This is a genomic window from Streptomyces sp. NA04227 (assembly GCF_013364195.1).
In the GTDB taxonomy this organism is placed as follows: Bacteria; Actinomycetota; Actinomycetes; order Streptomycetales; family Streptomycetaceae; genus Streptomyces.
The window spans coordinates 7,225,083-7,247,055 of record NZ_CP054918.1 but is presented as its reverse complement, the minus strand read 5'-3'; the positions used below and the strand labels follow the sequence as shown (position 1 = coordinate 7,247,055).

General features: G+C 70.2%; 3 protein-coding genes. All 3 read right to left on the bottom strand.

Going from position 1 to position 21,973, the window contains the following annotated elements; translation table 11 throughout:
• Positions 1-27: 27 nt before the first annotated feature.
• Positions 28-6,510, bottom strand: coding sequence for a type I polyketide synthase (locus HUT18_RS34045; RefSeq protein WP_254878880.1), 6,483 nt, complete (start codon positions 6,508-6,510; stop codon positions 28-30).
• Between the two features lie 63 nt (positions 6,511-6,573).
• Positions 6,574-12,171: a type I polyketide synthase gene (locus HUT18_RS30485; RefSeq protein WP_176103749.1), complete on the bottom strand. Its 5,598-nt coding sequence runs from the start codon at positions 12,169-12,171 to the stop codon at positions 6,574-6,576.
• Complete coding sequence (locus HUT18_RS30480) at positions 12,168-21,698, bottom strand: type I polyketide synthase (RefSeq protein ID WP_217710528.1); 9,531 nt, start codon at positions 21,696-21,698, stop codon at positions 12,168-12,170. Before HUT18_RS30480 ends, HUT18_RS30485 begins: the two co-directional genes overlap by 4 nt.
• Between the last annotated feature and the right edge of the window lie 275 nt (positions 21,699-21,973).

The window sequence follows — 21,973 nt, the reverse complement described above, 5'->3', positions numbered from 1 at the left end:
GATGCCGGACGTGGGTGTCGTCGTTGTTCAGTCCGTGTCGCCCTGAGTCATCCTGATGAGCGCTTCGACGTCCATGTCGTCGATGGACACGGCGTCGTCGTCCGTGGCGGTGGTGTCGGCGGGTTCGCCGGAGGCGAGCTCGACCAGGGCGTCGAGCAGTCCGGCCTGGCGCAGGCGGCCGATCGGGATCGAGGTGAGCAGTTCGCGGATCTCGTCGTCCTCCGAGCGCCGTCCCGTCTCGGCCGGTGCCGTGCCCGGCATTGCGGCGGGGATCAGGTAGCGCGCCACCGCGAGCGGGTTCGGGTGGTCGAAGACGAGGGTGGTGGGCAGCCGCAGGCCGGTCGCCGGAGTGAGCCGGTTGCGCAGTTCCACCGCCGCCAGGGAGTCGAAACCGAGCTCCTTGAAGGCGCGTTCGGGGTCGATGGCCTCGGCCGAGGCGTGGCCGAGGACCGAGGCGACCTGTGCCCGGACGAGATCGAGCGTGAGCTGCTCCCACTCCTCGGGATCAACTGCGGACAGCCGGTCGGCGAGCGAGCCGCCGACGGCCTCGGTGCGTCGCGCGGTTGCCCGTACGAGGCCGCGCAGCAGCGGGGGCAGCAGGCCCGACTGTGCCTGGGCGCGCAGTGCCGCCTGGTCGAGCCGGGCCGGGACGAGTACCGCCTCGTCGAGTTGCTGTGCGGCGTCGAAGAGTTCGAGGCCCAGCTGGTTCGACAGGGCGGCGACGCCCATCCGCTCCAGGCGGGCCAGTTCGGCGTCGCCGAGTTCACCGGTCATGCCGGTGGCGTCGCCCCACAGGCCCCAGGCCAGCGAGCCCGCGGGCTTGCCCTCGGTGCGGCGCCGGGCGGCGAGCGCGTCCAGGAAGGCGTTGGCGGCGGCGTAGTTGGCCTGGCCGGGGCTGCCGATCAGGGCGGCGAGGGAGGAGAACAGGACGAAGGCCGAGAGGTCCATGTCCGCGGTCAGTTCGTGCAGGTGCAGGGCGGCGTCGAGCTTGGGCCGCATCACCCGCTCGACCTGCTCCGGCGTCAGCGACTCGATCACGCCGTCGTCGAGCACGCCGGCCGAGTGGATCACGGCGCGCAGCGGGTGCTCCAACGAACCCAGGAGCGCGGCGAGTTGGTCCCGGTCGGCCACGTCACAGGCCACCGCGCGGGCGTCGGCGCCCAACTCGACCAGTTCCGCGACCAGTTCGGACACGCCTTCGGCGGCGGGTCCGCGCCTGCTCACGAGGAGCAGGTGCTTGGCACCGTGCTGCCCGGCCAGGTGCCTGGCGAAGAGGGCACCGAGGCCGCTCGTACCGCCGGTGATCAGGACGGTGCCGTCCGGGTCCAGCGGTGCCGGGACGGTCAGTACGACCTTGCCGGTGTTGCGGCCTTCGCGCAGGAACCGGAAGGCCTCGGCGCCCCGGCGCACATCCCAGGTCCGGATCGGCGCGTGTTCCAGTACGCCCTTCTCGAACAGCGCCACGATCTCGCGCAGCATCTCCTGGATACGGTCGGGGCCCGCTTCCTGGAGGTCGTACGCCCGGTAGCGCACTCCGGCGTGCTCCGTGGCGATGACGTCCGGGTCGCGCAGGTCGGCCTTGCCCATCTCGATGAACCGGCCACCACGCGGCAGCAGTTCGAGAGAGGCGTCGATGAACTCCCCTGCCAGAGCGTTCAGTACGACATCGACACCGCCGCCGTCCGTCGCCTCAAGGAACTTCTCCCGGAAGGACAGATCACGGGAGGAGGCGATCCGCTCATCGGCCACGCCGAGTTCGCGTACCGCAGCCCACTTCGGCTCACTCGCCGTCGCCAGGACCTCCACACCGAAGTGCCGGGCAAGCTGAACCGCCGCCATACCCACACCACCGGCCGCCGCATGCACCAACAACCGCTCACCACGCTGCAACCCGGCCAGATCCACCAGACCGTAGTAGGCCGTGAGGTAGACGACGGGGAGGGCCGCCGCCTCGGCGAAGGAGAAGCTGTTCGGCATCGGCACCACGGTGCGCCGGTCGGCGATCGCCAGCGGGCCGAAGGCGTCCGGTACCAGGCCGAACACCCGGTCGCCGGGGGCCAGATCGGTCACCTCGGAGCCGACTTCGAGGACCACGCCCGCGGCCTCGCTGCCCAGCGGCGCCTCACCGGGGTAGGTACCGAGAGCGATCAGTACGTCCCGGAAGTTGAGACCGGCCGCCCGGATGCCGATCCGCACCTCGTTGACGCCGAGCGCACGGTCGCCGCTGGAGGGCAGGATTTCGAGATCCGACAGCGACCCCTTGCGCTTGCTGCTCAGGAGCCAGGGGCCTTCGACCTCAGAGGCCTTGGTCCGGGCCAGGCGGGGCACGAGCAACTCATCGGCACGGACGGCGAGTTGCGGCTCGTCGAGGCCGATCACCGCGGACCGGTCAAGGTCTCCGCCAAGGTCCGCGTCAGCGTCGATGTCCACCAGGGTGAACCGGCCCGGGTGTTCGGACTGCGCGCTGCGCACCAGACCCCAGACCGGAGCCTGCACCAAGTCCGGTACCTGCCCGCCGATCGCGACCGCGTTGCGGGTCACGACCGTCAGCCGCGCCCCGGCCAGCGCCTCGCAGGCCAGCCAGCGCTGCAGCAGGTCCAGTGTGCGGGTGGCGAGGGCGCGGGCCGCCGAGGCCTCGTTGCCGCCCTCGACCTGCTCGGACTCGACACCCACCAGGACGACGTCCGGCGCGGCGGCACCCTCGGCCACCGCACGCTCCAGCGCCTGAAGGTCCGCGTACCGCTCGCCGGGGGCGGGGCAGTCGCCGAGCACCGCGACCGACGCCACCGGCTGTGCGGGGGTCTCCGTCAGCACGGTCCAGTCCAGCCGGAACAGGGCGTTGCGGTTCTGTCCGCCGCCCTGCGCACTCTCCAACTGCGCCTGGTCCACGGGGCGTACGGCCAGGGTGTCCACCGCGACGACCAGGGAGCCGGTCTCGTCGAACACGTCGATCCGCAACGCGGACCCTTCGGTGTCCCGGCCGATGCGGGCGCGCACCCGTGGGCCCGTGCCGTGGCCGAGCTGCACTCCGGACCAGGAGAACGGCAGATCCACGCCGGAGGCCAGGTCCTTCTCGATCAGCGCGCCGTGCAGGACGGCGTCGAACAGGGCCGGATGGACACCGAAGCCCTCGCCGCCCGCGCCCTCGGGCAGTACCACCTCGGTGTACAGGTCGTCCCCGGCCCGCCAGGCCGCGCGCAGCCCCTGGAACAGCGGCCCGTACTCGTAACCGGCCGCGGTCGCGCGCGGGTAGAGCGTGTCGACGGCGACACTCTCGGCACCGGCCGGGGGCCACTGCGCGCCGAGGGGGCGTACGGGCTCGGCGTGGCCGGTGAGTTGGCCCCGGGCGTGACAGACCGGAGTCTCCTCGGCCGATTCCGGCCGCGAGTACACGGTGACCTCGCGAAGGCCGTCGGCGTCCTCGGCGCCGACGACCACCTGTATCTGCCGGGCCACGTCCTCGGTGAGGATCAGCGGGGCCTGGAGCACCAGTTCGTCGACGACCGGGCTGCCCGCCTCGGCCGCGGCCGCGAGGACCAGTTCGACGACGGCGGCGCCGGGCAGGAGCACGGTGCCGAACACGGCGTGGTCCTGCGTCCAGGCCTGGGCGTCCTGCGACACGCGCCCGGTGAACAGCGTCTCGTCCCGGTCGCCGACCTGCACCGAGGCGGTCAGCACCGGGTGGTCGAACCGGCGCAGCCCGGCGGCCTGCGGGTCGCCCGCGGCGCCCGGCATCATCCAGTAGCGCTCCCGCTGGAACGCGTACGTCGGCAGCGCGACGTACCCGGCGCCGCTGTCCGCGTAGAACGTCGTCCAGTCGACCGGTGTGCCGAAGGTGTGGGCCTCGGCCAGCGAGGTGGCGAACCGTGCGAAGCCGCCCTCGCCGCGGCGCAGCGAGCCGAGCACCGTGGCCCGCTCGGCGGCGTCCAGGGCGTGGATCGTCTCCTCGACCGGCACCTTCAGGACGGGGTGCGGGGACACCTCGATGAAGCAGTTGGTGCCGCTTTCGAGCAGGGCCCGGACGGCGGGTTCGAAGCCGACCCGGCCGCGCAGGTTCTCGTACCAGTACGCGGCGCCGAGCCGGGTCGTGTCGACGAACTCGCCGCGCAGCGTGGAGTAGAAGGGGATGGTGCCGGTGCGCGGGGTGATCGGTGCGAGCAGGTCGAGCAGTTCGTTTTCGATGGCGGTGACCTGGGCCGAGTGCGAGGCGTAGTCCACGGCCACGCGGTTCAGCCGGATCTCGGCGCGCTCGCACTCGACGCCGAGGTCGTCGAGCGCGGCGGCCTCGCCGGAGACGACCACCGCGGACGGGCCGTTGACGGCGGCGACCGAGATACGGCCCTGGTACGGCTCGATCAGCTCGCGGACCCGGTCCTCCGGCAGCGCGATCGAGGCCATGCCGCCCTTGCCGGCGAGCCGCTCGCCGATGGCGCGGCTGCGCAGCGCCACCACCCGGGCGGCGTCGTCGAGGGACAGCGCACCGGCCACACAGGCGGCGGCGATCTCACCCTGGGAGTGTCCGAGGACCGCCTCGGGCACGACACCGTACGACTGCCACAGTGCGGCGAGCGACACCATCACGGCGAACAGGGCGGGCTGCACCACGTCGACCCGCTCCAGCCGGGGCGCGCCGGGCGCGCCGCGCAGGACGGCCTCCAACTCCCAGTCCACGTAAGGGGAAAGGGCCTTGCCACAGGCGGCGATCTCGGCGGCGAAGACCGGCGAGGAGTCGAGCAGGTCCACCGCCATCCCCTCCCACTGGGCGCCCTGGCCCGGGAAGACGAAGACGGCGCGGTCGCCGGTGGTACGGCCTTCGAGTACGTGCGCGGCGGGCTCGGCGGCGGAGAGTGCCTTGAGCCCGGACAGCAGGGCGCCCCGGTCGGTGGCGACGACGGCCGCCCGCTTCTCCAGCTGGGCACGGGTGGTCGACGAGGAGAACGCGAGGTCCAGGACCGCGAGTTCGGGCCGCTCGATCATCAGCGCGCGCAGCCGGTCGGCCTGTGCCCGCAGCGCCGCGTCGCCGGTGGCGGACAGCAGTACGGGCACGGCGCGCGGCGGCACGAGGTCGGTGGCGGGCGCCTCGGCTTCGGCGGGCTCGGCGGGTGCCTCCTCGATGATCACGTGTGCGTTGGTGCCGCTGACGCCGAAGGACGAGACGCCCGCGCGACGCGTGCGCTCGCCGGTCGGCCAGGGCTCCGCGTCGGTGAGCAGGGACACCTCGCCCGCGGTCCAGTCGACGTTGGGTGAGGGGGCGTCGACGTGCAGGGTGCGCGGCAGTACGCCGTTGCGCAGGGCCATGACCATCTTGATCATTCCGGCCACACCGGCGGCCGCCTGGGTGTGCCCGATGTTCGACTTGACCGAGCCCAGCCGCAGCGGACCGTGCTCGCGCTCCTGGCCGTAGGTGGCGAGCAGCGCCTTGGCCTCGATCGGGTCGCCGAGCGGGGTGCCGGTGCCGTGGCCCTCCACCACGTCGATGTCGGCGGCCCGCAGACCGGCGTCCGCGAGCGCCTGCCGGATCACCCGCTCCTGCGAGGGGCCGTTGGGCGCGGTCAGGCCATTGCTCGCACCGTCCTGGTTGACGGCGCTGCCGCGGACGACGGCGAGTACCCGGTGGCCGTTGCGGCGCGCGTCGGAGAGCCGTTCGAGGACCAGCAGACCGGCGCCCTCGGCCCAGCCGACACCGTCGGCGGCGGCCGAGTACGCCTTGCAGCGCCCGTCGGGCGACACCCCGCGCTGGCGGCTGAACTCGATGAAGATGTTCGGCCGTGCGAGGACCGTGACACCGCCGACCAGGGCCAGCGAGCACTCCCGCGCGCGCAGCGCCTGGGCCGCCTGGTGCACGGCGACCAGCGAGGACGAGCAGGCCGTGTCCACGGTGGTCGCGGGGCCGGTGAAGCCGAAGGTGTAGCTGATGCGTCCGGAGGCGACACTGCCCGCCGAGGCGATCGAGAGGTAGCCCTCGACCTCGGGCCGCCGGTCGCTGGTACCCGCCACGAACCCGTAGTCCTGGTACATCACTCCGCAGAACACACCGGTGTCGCTGCCCCGCAGCGCCGTGATGTCGATACCGGCGTCCTCGAACGCCTCCCACGCCGACTCCAGGAGCAGGCGCTGCTGCGGGTCCATGACCAGGGCCTCACGCGGGCTGATGCCGAAGAAGTCCGCGTCGAACTCCCCCGCCCGGTCCACGAATCCGCCACCGCGGGCGTACGAGGTACCGGTGTGGTCCGGGTCGGGGTGGTAGAGGTTCTCCACGTCCCATCCGCGGTCCGCGGGGAACTCCGTCGCGGTGCCGATCCGGCCCTCGGCGACGAGCTGCCACAGCTCCTCGGGAGAGGTGACGCCGCCCGGGTAGCGGCAGCTCATTCCGACGATGGCCAACGGTTCGCCCGCGCGGTCCTCGAACTCCTTGATACGGGTCCTGGCCACATCGAGGTCGGTCGCCAGCCGCTTCACATAGCGGACGAGCTTCTCCTGCTGCTGGGCATCGTTCACTTCAGTGCTCATCCGCTCGGTGCTCATCGGCCGTGTCCTGTTCGGTGCGTGGTGGTCTCGGTCATGGGTCGTCTCTCACGCCTCGCCGAACTCGGCGTCGAGGAGTTCCAGGACCTCGTCCATCGTGTTGGCCGCCTCGATGCGGCCGCCGGTAGTTGCGGTGCCGTTGTCAAAGACCGCGCCGAGCAGGAGCCGAAGTCGCTCGGCCACCTGTGCCTTCTCGGCGCTGTCCAGGCCGGTGACCAGCGTTTCCAGCTGGTCGAGTTGCTGCTCGACGGACAGGTCGGGGGCGGTGGCGGTGCCGCCGAGTTCCGCCACGAGGAGCTCCGCGACCGACTCGGTCGTTGGGTGGTCGAAGACCATGGTCGGCGCGAGACGTACCCCGCTCGCCTGCGTAAGCCGGTTCCGCAGTTCGACCGCGGACAGCGAGTCGAACCCGAGGTCCTTGAAGGCCCGCGCCGGGCTGATGCTGCCCGGCGAGGAGTGCCCGAGGACGGCCGCCACGTGCTGCTGCACGAATTCGAGGACGGTCCGCTCGCGCTCGGCGACCGGAATCCCGGCGAAGCGCTGGGCCAGGGTGACACTCGCGGCCTCGGCGCGGCGTGGCGGTACGGGTGCCAGCGCACGCAGCAGCGCGGGCAGCCCACCGGTGCGCGCCCTCGCCCTCAGCGCGCCGCGGTCCAGGAGCACCGGAGCGAGCAGGGCCGTGTCCAACTCGGCTGCCCTGTCGAAGAGTTCGAGGCCGCGCTGGCTCGGCAGCGGTCGCAGGCCCAGCCGTGCGAGGCGCGCGAGGTCCGCCTCGCTCAGCTCGCCGCCCATGCCCGCGGACTCCTCCCACAGGCCCCAGGCCAGGGAGCTCGCGGGCAGCCCGTCGGCACGGCGCCGCGCGGCGAGCGCGTCCAGGAAGGCATTGGCCGCGGCGTAGTTCGCCTGCCCCGGGGTGCCGATCAGCGCCGTGATCGAGGAGAACAGGACGAACGCCGAGAGGTCCTCGTCCGCGGTCAACTCGTGCAGGTGCAGGGCCGCGTCGAGCTTGGGCCGCAGCACCCGCTCCAGCTGCTCCGGCGTCATCGAGTCCACCAGACCGTCGTCGAGCACACCCGCGGCATGGATCACCGCCGTCAACGGACGCTCCAGCGAGACGAGCACCTTCGCGAGCTGGTCCCGGTCGGACACATCGCACGCCACCGCGCGAGCGTCGGCACCCAACTCGGCCAGTTCCGCGACCAGTTCGGACACACCCTCGGCGGCGGGACCGCGCCTGCTCACCAGAACGAGACGCTTGGCACCGCGCTGCCCGGCGAGGTGCCTGGCGAAGAGCGCGCCGAGGCCGCCCGTACCGCCGGTGATCAGCACCGTGCCGTCCGGGTTCCAGGAGCGAGACAGCTCGTCGGACGCGGTGGACGGGGCGGACTCACCGGCGCGGGCCAGGCGCGGCACGCACACACGTCCCGCACGGACGGCGAGTTGTGGCTCGGAGAGGTCGGCCAGGGCTCCCCAGTCGGGCAGCTCGCCGCCGTCGCCGTCAACGTCAACGTCAACGTCAACGTCAACGTCAACGAGGAGGAAACGGTCCGGGTGTTCGGACTGTGCGCTGCGCACCAGACCCCAGACCGGGGCGGCCGCCGGATCACCGGCTTCGTCGCCCACGGCGACACCGCCGCGAGTCACCACCACCAGCCGCGCCTCGGCCAGCGCCTCGGCGGCCAGCCACCGCTGCACCAGGGCCAGCGTGTCACGGGCGACGGTATGCGCCGCCGTGGCAGTCGGCCCGGCCGGGACGTCGACGGAGGCGAAGACCAGCTCCGGTACGGCTGCCCCGCCGGTCAACGACCGCTCCAGAGCTTCGAGTTCAGCCAGGTGCGCCGATCCGAGAGTGGCGACACAGGCAGGACCCTGTCCGTTCCGGCCGACCGGCGTCACCGGCACCCAGTCGATCCGGAACAGGGCTTCACCCTGATCGCCACCGGCCGCCCGCAACTGCGCCTGCTCGACGGCCCGGAACGTCAACCGCTCCACGCGCGCAACGAGTTCACCGTGCTCCGAAGCCATCTCGACGCCCAGCGCGGAGTTCCCGGCGGATCCGATCCGCACCCGGACACGGGCCGCGCCGGTCTGCCCGAACTGGACACCGGACCAGGAGAACGGCAGTCCCGCCGACGTTCCGTCGCCGGAGTCCAGCCAGTCGAGTCCGCCGTGCAGGGCGGCGTCGAAGAGGGCCGGGTGGAGCGCGAACCGCGCAGCCCCGTCGGTCTCTTCGTCGCGCAGGGCAAGCTCGGTGTAGACGGTCTCGCCCTCACGCCAGGCGGACCGTACGTTCTGGAAAGCCGGGCCGTAGGTGTAGCCGAGGTCGGCGAGGCGGGCGTACAGCACATCGGTATCGATGGGCTCCGCTGCGGCCGGGGGCCACTGCACGGACCACGAGGCGGCAGGAGCCTCGGACGTGGTGGTGAGAGTGCCACGCGCGTGACAGGTCGCTTGCCGGGCAGCCTCCTCGGCCGCCGGACGGGAGAACAGGGCCACCTCACGGCGGCCTTCCTCGTCCGGCTCGCCGACCTTGACCTGTACGTGCACCGAGGTGTTCTCAGGGAGGACGAGTGGTGCTTCAAGGACCAGCTCGTCGACCACGGGGGCACCCGCATGGCGACCTGCGGCACCGGCCATCTCGACCAGCGCGGTACCGGGAACGATCACCGTGCCGTGGATTGAGTGGTCCCGCACCCACGGCGCGGACTCCTGGGACAGACGGCCGGTGAAGACCCATTCGTCGCGGTCGCCGACGGGCACGGCCGCGCTGAGGATCGGGTGGTCGATGCTTGCGAGTCCGGAAGCCGACGGGTCTGAGGATCCGGCGCCCGGGGTGAGCCAGTAGCGGTCTCGCTGGAAGGCGTAGGTGGGCAGTTCGATGCGCTGGGCGCCCGAACCGGCGTAGAACGCCTGCCAGTTGAGGGGGATGCCTGCGACGTGGGCTTGGCCGAGGAAGGCTGCGAAAGCTTCCGGCTCGGGGGTACGGGCACGCAGGGCCGGTACGAAGACCGCGTCCTGGTCGTCGGTGTCGACGTCGAGGGTCTGCTGAGCCATCGCGGTGAGCACCGCGTCGGGGCCGACCTCGACGAAGCGGGTTACACCGAGGGCCGACAGGGTGCGGATGCCGTCGGCGAAGCGGACGGCTTCACGGACGTGACGTACCCAGTAGGACGGGTCGGTCAGCTCGGACGAGACCACGCCGCCGGTCAGGTTCGATACCACGGCGATCTGCGGCTCGTGGAACGTCAACTGCTCGGCGACGGTACGGAATTCGTTGAGCATCGGTTCCATCAGCGGGGAGTGGAAGGCGTGACTGACCCGCAGGCGGGTTGTCTTGCGGCCCTGCTCCTGCCAGAACGGCAGCCACTCTTCAATCGCGTCCAGTTCACCTGAAACGACCAGTGCCATCGGCCCGTTGACCGCGGCGATCGACAGGCGACCTTCGAAGTCAGCGAGCGAGGCGGTGACTTCGGCCTCAGCTGCCTGGACGGCGACCATGCCGCCGCCCGCAGGAAGGGCGCCCATCAACCGGCCACGCGCCGCCACCAACGAGCAGGCGTCCTCCAGCGACAGGACACCCGCGACGTGCGCACAGGCCAACTCGCCCACCGAATGGCCGATCAGGACGTCCGGCTTCACATCGAGGGATTCCAGGAGCCGGAAGAGGGCCACCTCAACCGCGAACATCGCGGCCTGCGTGAACTCCGTACGGTCCAGCAGAGCTGCCTCGTCCGAGCCCTTGGCCGCGAACAGCAACTCCTTCAACGACCTGCCAAGGTGCGAGTCGAAGTGAGCACACACCTCGTCCAAGGCGTGGGCGAACACCGGGTAGGCAGCCGCCAACTCGGCTCCCATTCCCGCCCGTTGGGCACCCTGGCCAGTGAAGAGGAAGCCGGTCTTACCCGCGACCAGACCAGCGCTCGGCACCTGCTCAGCCAACGTGGCCAGACCGGACAGCAGGCTCTCCCGGCCGGATGCGACCACTGCCGCCCGCTGATCGAACTGCGCCCTCGCCGCAACCGCCGAGAACGCCACATCCACCACATCAAGCTCAGGACGAGCGACCAAGTACGACCGCAACCGCTCCGCCTGCCCCGCCAAAGCCTCAGCACTCTTGCCCGAGACGACCACCGGCACCACCGCCGGACGGCTCACCGAGACCACCTCGGCGTCGGCTTCGGCGTTCGGCGCCTGGCCGGCCGTCGCGCCGCCGGCAGCCGAGCCAGCTGCCGGTGCCTCCTCCAGGATCAGGTGCGCATTGGTCCCGCTGACACCAAAGGACGACACACCCGCACGACGCGGCCGCTCACCCGACAGGGGCCACTCAGCAGCCTCCGTAAGGAGCTCAACTTCCCCCGCACTCCAGTCGATTCGCGGCGAGGGCTCGTCGACGTTCAGCGTCTGCGGCAGCACACCGTGCCGCATCGCCATGACCATCTTGATCACACCAGCAACACCGGCAGCGGCCGACGTATGACCGATGTTCGACTTGATCGACCCAAGCCTCAGCGGACGACCATCCACCCGCTCCTGGCCGTAAGTCGCCAGCAGCGCCTGAGCCTCGATCGGGTCACCAAGACGCGTACCGGTCCCGTGACCCTCCACCGCATCCACATCCGCCGGCGCCAGCCCCGCACTCGCCAACGCCTGCCGAATCACCCGCTCCTGCGACGGACCATTCGGAGCCGTCAGGCCATTGCTCGCACCATCCTGGTTGACCGCACTGCCCCGGATCACACCCAGAATCCGGTGACCGTTACGCCGAGCATCCGACAACCGCTCCAGAACAACCAGACCCGCACCATCCGAGAAACCAGTCCCATCAGCGCCCGCCGCATACGACTTGCACCGACCATCAGCCGCCAACCCCCGCTGACGACTGAACTCCTGCAACAAGAACGGCCCCGACATCACCGTCACACCACCGGCAAGCGCCAACGAACACTCACCCGACCGCAACGCCTGCGACGCCAGATGCATCGCCACCAGCGACGACGAACACGCCGTATCCACCGTCACCGCAGGACCCTCGAAACCGAAGGAGTACGCCACCCGGCCCGACACCACACTCGTCGTCGTCCCCGTCAGCCGGAAACCCTCCAGCTCCGGCGGCATCGAGACGCCGTAGTCCATGGGCACGACACCGGTGAACACCCCGGCGTCGCTGCCGCGCAGGGACGTCGGGTCGACCCCGGCGTCCTCGAGTGCCTCCCAGGCGACTTCGAGGAGTACGCGCTGGTGCGGGTCCATCGCCAGGGCCTCGCGCGGGCTGATACCGAAGAAGCCCGCGTCGAAGTCGGCGGCGTCGTGGAGGAAGCCGCCCCCGCTCGTGGTCACCGTCCCCGGCTGCTCGGGGTCCGGGTGGTGGAGCCGCTCCATGTCCCACCCACGGTTGGTCGGCAGACCCGAGATCGCGTCCCGGCCCTCCGCCACCAGCTGCCACAGTTCCTCGGGCGAGGTCACCCCACCCGGATAGCGGCAGGCCATACCCACGATCGCCAACGGCTCGGCCTCGCGCTGTTCCAAGTCGCGGATCCGCCGATTGGCCGTGCGCAGTTCGCCCGTGACCTTCCGCAGGTACTGGCGCAGCTTCTGCTCGTCGGGCGCCGAGCCGCCGCGCGCGTCATCCCCCGTGACCTGCTTCATGCCATTCCGATCTCTTTGTCGATCAAGTCGAAAATCTCGTCGTCGGACACGTCGTCCAGGTCGTCGAACTCGTCGCCGCCGTCGCCGAGTTCACCGCCGCTGTCGCCGTCGATTCCGCTGAGCACGGTCCGCAGGCGGTTGCCCAGGGAACGCAGGCGCAGCTCGAACGCGACCAGTTCGTTCGCGTCGCCGGACGCCAGTACCAGTTCGAGTTGCTTCAGCGCCTCGTCCAACGGGGAGGGGCGGCTCTCCTGCGGCCCGGCGGCCTTGTCGTGCAGGAGCTCGGCGACAGCACCCGGGGTCGGGTGGTCAAAGACCAGCGTGGTGGGGAGCCTCAGGCCGGTCGCCTTGGTGAGCCGGTTGCGCAGTTCCACCGCGGCCAGCGAGTCGAGGCCGACCTCCTTGAACGTGTTGTCCAAGTCGATCGAGGCCGTGGAGGTGTGGCCGAGCACGGCCGCGACATGGGTCTGCACCAGTTCCCGGACGGCTTGCGCCCGGTCGCCCTCGGCCATCGCGGCGAGCTGCTCCGTCAGCGAGCCACCGGTCGACGCGGCGCCGCGCCGGGAGGGTTCCCGGACCAGGGCGCGCAGCAGTTGGGGCAGCGCGCCGCTGCGCGACTGGTCCTGCAGCGCACCGGAGTTGAGCCGTACCGGCACGGGCGCCGCGGTGTCCATCAGCCGTGCGACGTCGAAGAGTCGCAGGCCCAGCTCGTTGGACAGCGGCTCGATGCCCATCCGGGCCCAGCGCGCCACACTGCCTTCGTCGAGCGTTCCGGCCATGCTGCGTTCCTCGGCCCACAGGCCCCAGACCAGCGAGGTCGCGGGCAGTCCGTCGGCACGTCGCCGCGCGGCCAGGGCGTCGAGACCGGCGTTGGCGGCGGCGTAGTTGGCCTGGCCGGGGCTGCCGATGAGCGCGGCGACGGAGGAGAACAGGACGAAAGCGGAAAGGTCCATGTCCGTCGTCAACTCGTCCAGATGCAGGGCGGCGTCGAGCTTCGGCCGCATCACCCGCTCGACCTGCTCAGGCGTCATCGAGTCCACCAGGCCGTCGTCCAGGACGCCCGCCGCATGGATCACCGCCGTCAACGGACGCTCCAGCGAGGCGCAAAGCTTCGCGAGCTGGTCCCGGTCGGCCACATCACACGCCACCGCGCGAGCGTCGGCGCCCAACTCGCCCAGTTCCGCGACCAGTTCGGACACCCCGTCCGCAGCGGGTCCGCGCCTGCTCACAAGGACCAGATGCTTGGCACCGTGCTGCCCGGCCAGATGCTGGGCGAACAGGGCACCGAGACCGCCCGTACCGCCGGTGATCAGGACCGTGCCCTCCGGGTCCAGCGGCGCCGGAACCGTCAGTACGACCTTGCCGGTGTTACGGCCTTCGCGCAGGAACCGGAACGCCTCCGCACCCCGGCGCACATCCCAGGTCCGGACGGGTGCGTGCTCCAGTACACCCTTCTCGAACAGCGCCACGATCTCGCACAACATCTCCTGGATCCGCTCGGGCCCTGCCTCGAAGAGGTCGTACGAGCGGTAGCGGACCCCGGGATGGTCGGCGGCGACGAGGTCCGGGTCGCGCAGGTCGGCCTTGCCCATCTCGATGAACCGGCCACCACGCGGCAGCAGTTCGAGGGACGCGTCGATGAACTCCCCTGCCAGAGCGTTCAGTACGACATCGACACCCGCGCCATCCGTCGCCTCGAGGAACTTCTCCCGGAAGGACAGATTACGGGAGGAGGCGATCCGGTCATCGGCCACGCCGAGTTCGCGTACCGCAGCCCACTTCGGCTCACTCGCCGTCGCCAGGACCTCCACACCGAAGTGCCGGGCAAGCTGAACCGCCGCCATACCCACACCACCGGCCGCCGCATGCACCAACAAACGCTCACCACGCTGCAACCCGGCCAGATCCACCAGACCGTAGTAAGCGGTCAGGAAAACCAAGGGAGTTGCGGCCGCTTCCGTGAAGGACCAGTCCTCCGGCATCGGCACGATCATCCGGTGGTCGGTGATCCCGACCGAGCCGAAGCCGTCCGGTACCAGGCCCATGACCCGGTCGCCGGGCGCCAGGCCGGACACCTCGGGGCCGACTTCCACGACCACGCCCGCGGCCTCGCTGCCGAGCGGCGCCTCACCGGGGTAGGTCCCCAGGGCGATCAGTACGTCCCGGAAGTTCAGGCCCGCCGCCCGGATGCCGATCCGTACCTCACCGGCCAGCAGCGGACGGTCGGCGCCCGAGGAGACGATCTCCAGGCCGTCCAGTGCCCCCTTGCGCTCGATCGACAGCCGCCAGTCGCGGTCGAAGGATGCCGCGGTGGTACGAGCAGCGGCGAGACGCGGCGCGAGGACGCGCCCTCCCCGGACCGCCAACTCCGGTTCGTCGGCGACCAGTAGGGAGTTCCACTGTGTCTCGCCGACGGTGCCGTCGTGGTCGACCAGGACAAACCGACCCGGGTGCTCGGACTGCGCGCAGCGCACCAGTCCCCAGACCGGAGCCGAGGTCAGTTCCGGTACGTCGTCTCCCACGGCGATACCCCGGTGTGTGACGACGACCAGCCTGGATTCGTCCAGGAAAGTGCCCTCGAGCCACCGCCGGACCAGGGTCAGCGTGTCGTTGGCGACGAAGCGTGCCGCCAGGGCGGCGTCGCCGTCGCCTTCCGCGCCACGGACCGCGACGAGAACCGCTTCCGGGGCCGGCGCACCGGCGGCCACCGCGTCCTCGAGCGCGTCGAGGTCCGCGAAGCGCTGTACCGGCATCGGCAGGGACAGGTCGCCCAGCGCCACCACTCCGCCGGTGTGCTCCTGCTCGGCGGCGGCAAGTGCGGTCCAGTCGACCTGGTACAGCGAGTTCTGCGTCGCCGGGCGCCCACTCTGGAACTTCGCACGCTCGGCAGGCCGGAACATCAGCCGCGCCACTTCACCGACCGCCCCGCCCTGCTCCTCGGCGACATCGATCCGCAACCCGGAGTCGTCCACCGGGGCGATCCGCACCCTGACACGGGCCGCGCCGGTCTGCCCGAGCCGGACACCGGACCAGGAGAACGGCAACTGCGTCACCGACTCGTCGCCGGACGCCAGGCGCTCCAGTCCGCCGTGCAGGGCGGCGTCGAAGAGGGCGGGGTGGAGCGCGAACTGCGCAGCCCCGTCGGTCTCTTCGTCGCGCAGGGCAAGCTCGGTGTAGACGGTCTCGCCCTCACGCCAGGCGGACCGTACGTTCTGGAAAGCCGGGCCGTAGGTGTAGCCGAGGTCGGCGAGGCGGGCGTACAGCACATCGGTATCGATGGGCTCCGCTGCGGCCGGGGGCCACTGCACGGACCACGAGGCGCTAGGAGCCTCGGACGTGGTGGTGAGAGTGCCACGGGCGTGACAGGTCGCTTGCTGAGCAGCCTCCTCGGCCGCCGGACGGGAGAACACGGCCACCTCACGGCGGCCCTCCTCGTCCGGCTCGCCGACCTTGACCTGTACGTGCACCGAAGTGTTCTCAGGGAGGACGAGCGGTGCTTCGAGAACCAGCTCGTCGACAACGGGGGCGCCCGCGAGGCGACCTGCGGCACCAGCCATCTCAACCAGCGCGGTACCGGGAACGATCACCGCGCCATGGATGGCATGGTCCCGCACCCACGGCGCGGACTCCTGGGACAGACGCCCCGTGAACAGCCACTCATCGCGGTCACCGACCGGCAGGGTCGCGCTGAGGATCGGGTGGTCGATGCTCGTGAGGCCTGCGGCGGCCGGGTCTCCGGCGCCTGTGCCGGGGGTGAGCCAGTAGCGGTCGCGTTGGAAGGCGTAGGTGGGCAGTTCGACGGGCTTGGCGCCCGAACCTGCGTAGAACGCCTGCCAGTTGACGGGAAGGCCTGCGACATGGGCTTGACCGAGGAAGGCTGCGAAGGCTTCCGGTTCGGGGGTTCGACCTCGCAAGGTCGGTACGAAGACAGCGTCCTGGTCGTCCGTGTCGAGCGTCTGCTGGGCCATAGCGGCCAGGACCGCGTCGGGGCCGACCTCGACGAAGCGGGTCACGCCCAGGTCCGACAGGGTGCGGATGCCGTCGGCGAAACGGACTGCCTCGCGGACGTGACGCACCCAGTAGGACGGGTCGGTCAGTTCCGACGTCACCGCACCGCCGGTCAGGTTCGACACCACGGCGACCTGCGGCTCGTGGAACGTCACCTGCTCCGCTATGGACCTGAATTCGTCGAGCATCGGCTCCATCAGCGGCGAGTGGAACGCGTGACTCACCCGCAGGCGGGTTGTCTTACGACCCTGCTCCTGCCAGAACGGCAGCCACTCCTCAATCGCGCCCAGCTCGCCCGAAACGACCAGTGCCATCGGCCCGTTGACCGCAGCGATTGACAGACGACCCTCGAAGTCGGCCAGCGAGGCGACGACTTCGGCCTCCGTTGCCTGGACCGCGACCATTCCGCCGCCCTCGGGCAGCGCACCCATCAACCGGCCACGAGCCGCCACCAACGAGCAGGCGTCTTCCAGCGACAGCACCCCGGCGACATGCGCACAGGCCAACTCACCCACCGAATGCCCGATCAGCACATCCGGCTTCACACCCAGGGACTCAAGCAGCCGGAACAGAGCCACCTCAACCGCGAACAACGCCGCCTGCGTGAACTCCGTACGGTCCAACAGAGCTGCCTCATCAGACCCCTTGGCCGCGAACAACAACTCCTTCAACGACCGGCCAAGGTGCGAGTCGAGCTGACCACACACCTCATCCAAGGCCTCAGCAAACACCGGATAGGCCGCCACCAACTCAGCGCCCATTCCCGCCCGTTGAGCACCCTGACCCGTAAACAGGAAGCCCGTCTTACCCGCGACCAACCCGCCCGTCGGCAGCTGCTCCGTCAGTGCGGCCAGCCCCGCCAGCAGCTCATCCCGGTCCGCCGCAGTGACGACGGCGCGCTCGTCGAACTGCGCCCTCGCCGCAACCGCCGAGAACGCCACATCCACCACATCAAGCTCAGGACGAGCGACCAAGTACGACCGCAACCGCTCCGCCTGACCCGCCAAAGCCGCCGCGCTCTTGGCCGACAGCACCACGGGCACCACCGCCGGACGAACCACCGGTGCCGCTTCGGTCGCGTCCTCGGCCGGAGGCGCACCCTCGACAATCACGTGCGCATTGGTCCCGCTCACACCGAACGACGACACACCCGCACGACGCGGCCGCTCACCCGAGACAGGCCACTCAGCAGCCTCCGTCAGCAGTTCAATCTGACCGGCGGTCCAATCGACGTGCGGCGAGGGCTCGTCCACGTTCAGGGTCTGCGGCAGCACTCCGTGCCGCATCGCCATCACCATCTTGATCACACCAGCAACACCAGCCGCAGCCGACGTATGACCGATGTTCGACTTGATCGACCCAAGCCTCAGCGGACGACCATCCACCCGCTCCTGACCGTAAGTCGCTAGCAGCGCCTGAGCCTCGATCGGGTCACCAAGACGCGTACCTGTCCCGTGCCCCTCCACCGCATCCACATCCGCCGGACTCAGACCCGCGTTCTCCAACGCCTGCCGAATCACCCGCTCCTGCGACGGACCATTCGGCGCGGTCAGACCGTTACTCGCACCATCCTGGTTGACCGCACTGCCACGGATCACACCCAGAATCCGGTGCCCATTGCGCCGAGCATCCGACAACCGCTCCAGAACAACCAAACCCGCACCATCCGAGAACCCGGTCCCATCAGCGCCCGCCGCATACGACTTGCACCGACCATCAGCCGCCAACCCCCGCTGACGACTGAACTCCTGCAACAAGAACGGCCCCGACATCACCGTCACACCACCGGCAAGCGCCAACGAACACTCACCCGACCGCAACGCCTGCGACGCCAAGTGCAGCGCGACCAGCGACGACGAACACGCCGTATCCACCGTCACCGCAGGACCCTCGAAACCGAAGCTGTACGCCACCCGGCCCGACACCACACTCGTCGTCGTACCCGTCAGCCGGAAACCCTCCAGCTCCGGCGGCATGTGGCCGGTGAACTCCGGGGAGGTCCCGTAATCCATCGGCATCACACCGGCGAAGACGCCGCTGTCGCTGCCGCGCAACGAGGTCGGATCGATCCCGGCGTCCTCCAGCGCCTCCCAGGCCGCTTCGAGCAGCAGCCGCTGCTGCGGATCCATCGCCGTTGCCTCGCGCGGGCTGATGCCGAAGAAGCCCGCGTCGAACTCGCCGATGCCGTTGAGGAAGCTGCCGCCCCGCATGTAGATGGTGCCGTCGTGCGCGGGGTCCGGGTGGTAGAGCCGCTCCAGATCCCAGCCGCGGTCGGTGGGCAGACCGCCGACCGCGTCGCGGCCTTCGGCGACGAGTCGCCACAGTTCCTGGGGCGAGGTCACACCGCCCGGGTACCGGCACGCCATACCCACGATCGCGAGCGGCTCGTCGCTGCCGGAACGCCGCGCCTTCGCGACCGGCGCGGTGGCGGGGCCGTGCCCGTCGACCTCGGTCACAAGGAGGCGGGCGATCGCGGTGGAGGTCGGGTGGTCGAAGACCAGGGTGGTGGGCAGGCGCAGGCCGGTCGCCTCGATGAGCCGGTCACGCAGCTCCACGCCCGCGAGCGAGTCGAATCCGAGGTCCTTGAACGTGCGGCGAGGGTCGACCTGTCCCGCTGAGGCCCGTCCGAGTACCGCCGCCACCTGCGTCAGGACCACCTCCAGGACGGCCCGCTCCCGGTCCGCCCCGGCGACACCCGCCAGCCGTTGTGCAAGTAGGGCGTCGCTCCCGGACTGGGTCTTCGCAGGCTCCGGTTGCACAGGCCGGGCCCACTCGACAGCCGATCCCGAGGGTTGGGCCGGCTCCCCTGCATCGGCACTCGGCGACAGCCAGTACCGCTCCCGCTGAAACGCGTACGTCGGCAATTCCACGCGCCGCGCGCCTGAACTCGCGAAAAACTCCTGCCATGCGACCGGAATGCCCGCACAATGTGCCTGCCCCAGGAATCCGGCAAAAGCCTCCGGCTCCGCCACTCGGGAACGCATCACCGGCGCGAAAACCACTTCACCATGGGCGCCATGAGGGGCATCGCCCACATTCTCGGCGGCGTTCTCCACCACGTCGAGAATCTGCCGAGCCATCGCCGTCAATACCGCATCCGGACCGACCTCGACAAATCGCGTGACGCCCTCGGCGGCCAATGTGCGTACACCGTCCGCGAATCGAACGGCTTCACGCACATGACGCACCCAGTACGACGGATCCGTCAATTCATCCGTCACCACATCACCGGTCAGATTCGACACCACGGCGATCTGCGGGTCCCGGAACGTCAACTCTTCGGCGATGGCCCGGAATTCGTCCAGCATCGGCTCCATCAGCGGGGAGTGGAAAGCGTGACTCACGCGCAGACGCGTCGTCTTACGGCCCTGCTCCTGCCAGAACGGCAGCCACTCCTCAATCGCGCCCAGCTCACCCGACACCACCACCGCGGTCGGCCCGTTGACCGCAGCCACCGACAGACGACCCTCGAACCCGGCCAGCGAGGCGACGGCTTCGGCCTCCGTCGCCTGGACCGCGACCATGCCGCCGCCCTCGGGCAGCGCACCCATCAACCGGCCACGCGCCGCCACCAACGAGCAGGCGTCCTCCAGCGACAGCACCCCGGCCACATGCGCACAGGCCAACTCGCCCACCGAGTGCCCGATCAGCACATCCGGCTTCACGCCAAGCGACTCGAGCAACCGGAACAGAGCCACCTCAACGGCGAACAACGCAGCCTGCGTGAACTCCGTACGGTCCAACAACGCAGCCTCATCAGACCCCTTGGCCGCGAACAACAGCTCCTTCAACGACCGGCCGAGCAACGGATCGAGGTGACCACACACCTCGTCCAAGGCCTCGGCGAACACCGGATGGGCGGCCGCCAGACCAGCACCCATCCCTGCCCGCTGCGCACCCTGCCCCGTAAACAGGAAGCCCGTCCTACCCGCGATCAACCCGGCCGTCGACGGCCGCTCGGCCAACGCGGCCAGCCCCGCCAGCAAGCTGTCCCGGTCGGACGCCACGACAGACGCCCGCCGCTCGAACTGCGCCCTCGCCGTCACGGCCGAGAACGCCACGTCCACCACATCAAGCTCAGGCCGCTCCAGCAGATGCGAACGCAACCGCTCCGCCTGCCCCGCCAAGGCCTCGGCGCTCTTGGCCGACACGACCACCGGCACCACCGCCGGACGAACCACCGCCGGACCGGCCATCGGTGAACGGGCCTCCGGCGCATCCCCACGCACCCCGGACCGCTCCGCCTCACCGGTCGGCGGCCCCGCCGTAAGCACCATGTGGCAGCAACTGCCGCCGATGCCCAGCGAGGTGACCCCCGCCGTGAGGGGGTGCTCGGCGGCAGGCCAGGGTTCGGTGCCGGTGACCACGCGCAGGCCCAGTTCGTCCAGGGCGATCTGCGGGTTGGGACGTACGAAGTTGAGGCTCGGGACGAGCTCGCGCCGGTCGATGCAGAGCGCGGTCTTGATCAGCCCGGCGATGCCCGCGGCGCCTTCGAGGTGGCCGATGTTCGTCTTCACGGAGCCGACCGCGAGCGGGTTCGCGGACGGGCGCGAGGGGCCGAACACCGATCCCAGTGCGTGCGCCTCGATCGGGTCGCCCACCCGGGTGCCCGTTCCGTGCAGTTCGACGTACTGCACCTGGGCGGCGTCGATACGGGCGTTGTCCAGGGCCTCGGCGATGGTGCGCCGTTGCGTGTCCGCGCTCGGGACGGTCAGCCCGCCTTCGCCGGAGCCCGTTCCGACGGCGCTGCCCTCGATCACCGCGTAGATGTGATCGCCGTCCTCGATCGCCCGCTCCAGCGGCTTGAGTACGACCAGGCCGCCGCCCTCGCCGCGGACGTAGCCGTTGGCCCGCTCGTCGAACACGTAGGACGTGCCGTCCGGGGACAGGGCGCCCGCCGCCTCGACGACGGTGGTGCTGAGCGGGGAGACGTTGAGGTGGACGCCGCCCGCGAGGGCCGTCTCGCTCTCGCCGTTGCGCAGGCTCTCGCAGGCGAGGTGAACGGCCACGAGGGACGAGGACTGGCCGGTGTCGACGGTCATGCTGGCGCCGGAGAGACCCAGGCTGTGCGAGATCCGGTTGGCGACCATCGCGCGGCCGACGCCCGTCAGAGTGTGCCGTGTGACGCCCTGGGTTCCCGAAACGGCTACGAGATCCGCGTAGTCGGCCGCCATGACGCCCATGAAGACACCAATGCGCGAAGAACGCGAAGAAGGCTCAGTGGCGACAACAATTCCGGCGTCTTCCAGACCCTGCCAGGCCAATTCCAGCGCCAGGCGCTGCTGCGGGTCGATATGCGCGGCTTCGCGCGGCGCGATGTGGAAGAAGTCGGGATCGAACTCGTCGATTCCGTCGATGAATCCACCCCGGTCCGGCCCGAAAGGCCGGTCGGCATCACGCGCCCGGATCGCATCCACGCCCTCGCGCAAAAGGTTCCACACCGCGCCAGGCCCCGCCGAATTAGGCAGCCGAGCTGCTATTCCGACGATGGCAATACGCCCACGACGCACATTGGTCACGACATCCCCCGTTGCCGACCACAGAAATCCCCCGAATTGCCCCACACGAACCGGCCCGCAATGCAATGCAGGCTGGGCTCAGGGGTCACCGCGCCGAGACGCTAGCAGCCAAACTGGCCAATGAGCACCACTGTGACGGACACCACAATCTAACTACTTGTAAGTAGCTACTGAATATGCTCCTCCGGTTCACCTGGAAGGGGTGGCTGACCTGGCTCTTTGTATGCGCGGACCGGCTCCGGATACCGATCGGTTTCGCTTTCAAGCAGGTCAAC

What these genes read in the sequence shown, in the direction of transcription:
- HUT18_RS34045 (WP_254878880.1), bottom strand. Translation starts at nt 6,510, where the DNA reads ATGAGCACTGAAGTGAACGATGCCCAGCAGCAGGAGAAGCTCGTCCGC.
- HUT18_RS30485 (WP_176103749.1), bottom strand. Translation starts at nt 12,171, where the DNA reads ATGAAGCAGGTCACGGGGGATGACGCGCGCGGCGGCTCGGCGCCCGAC.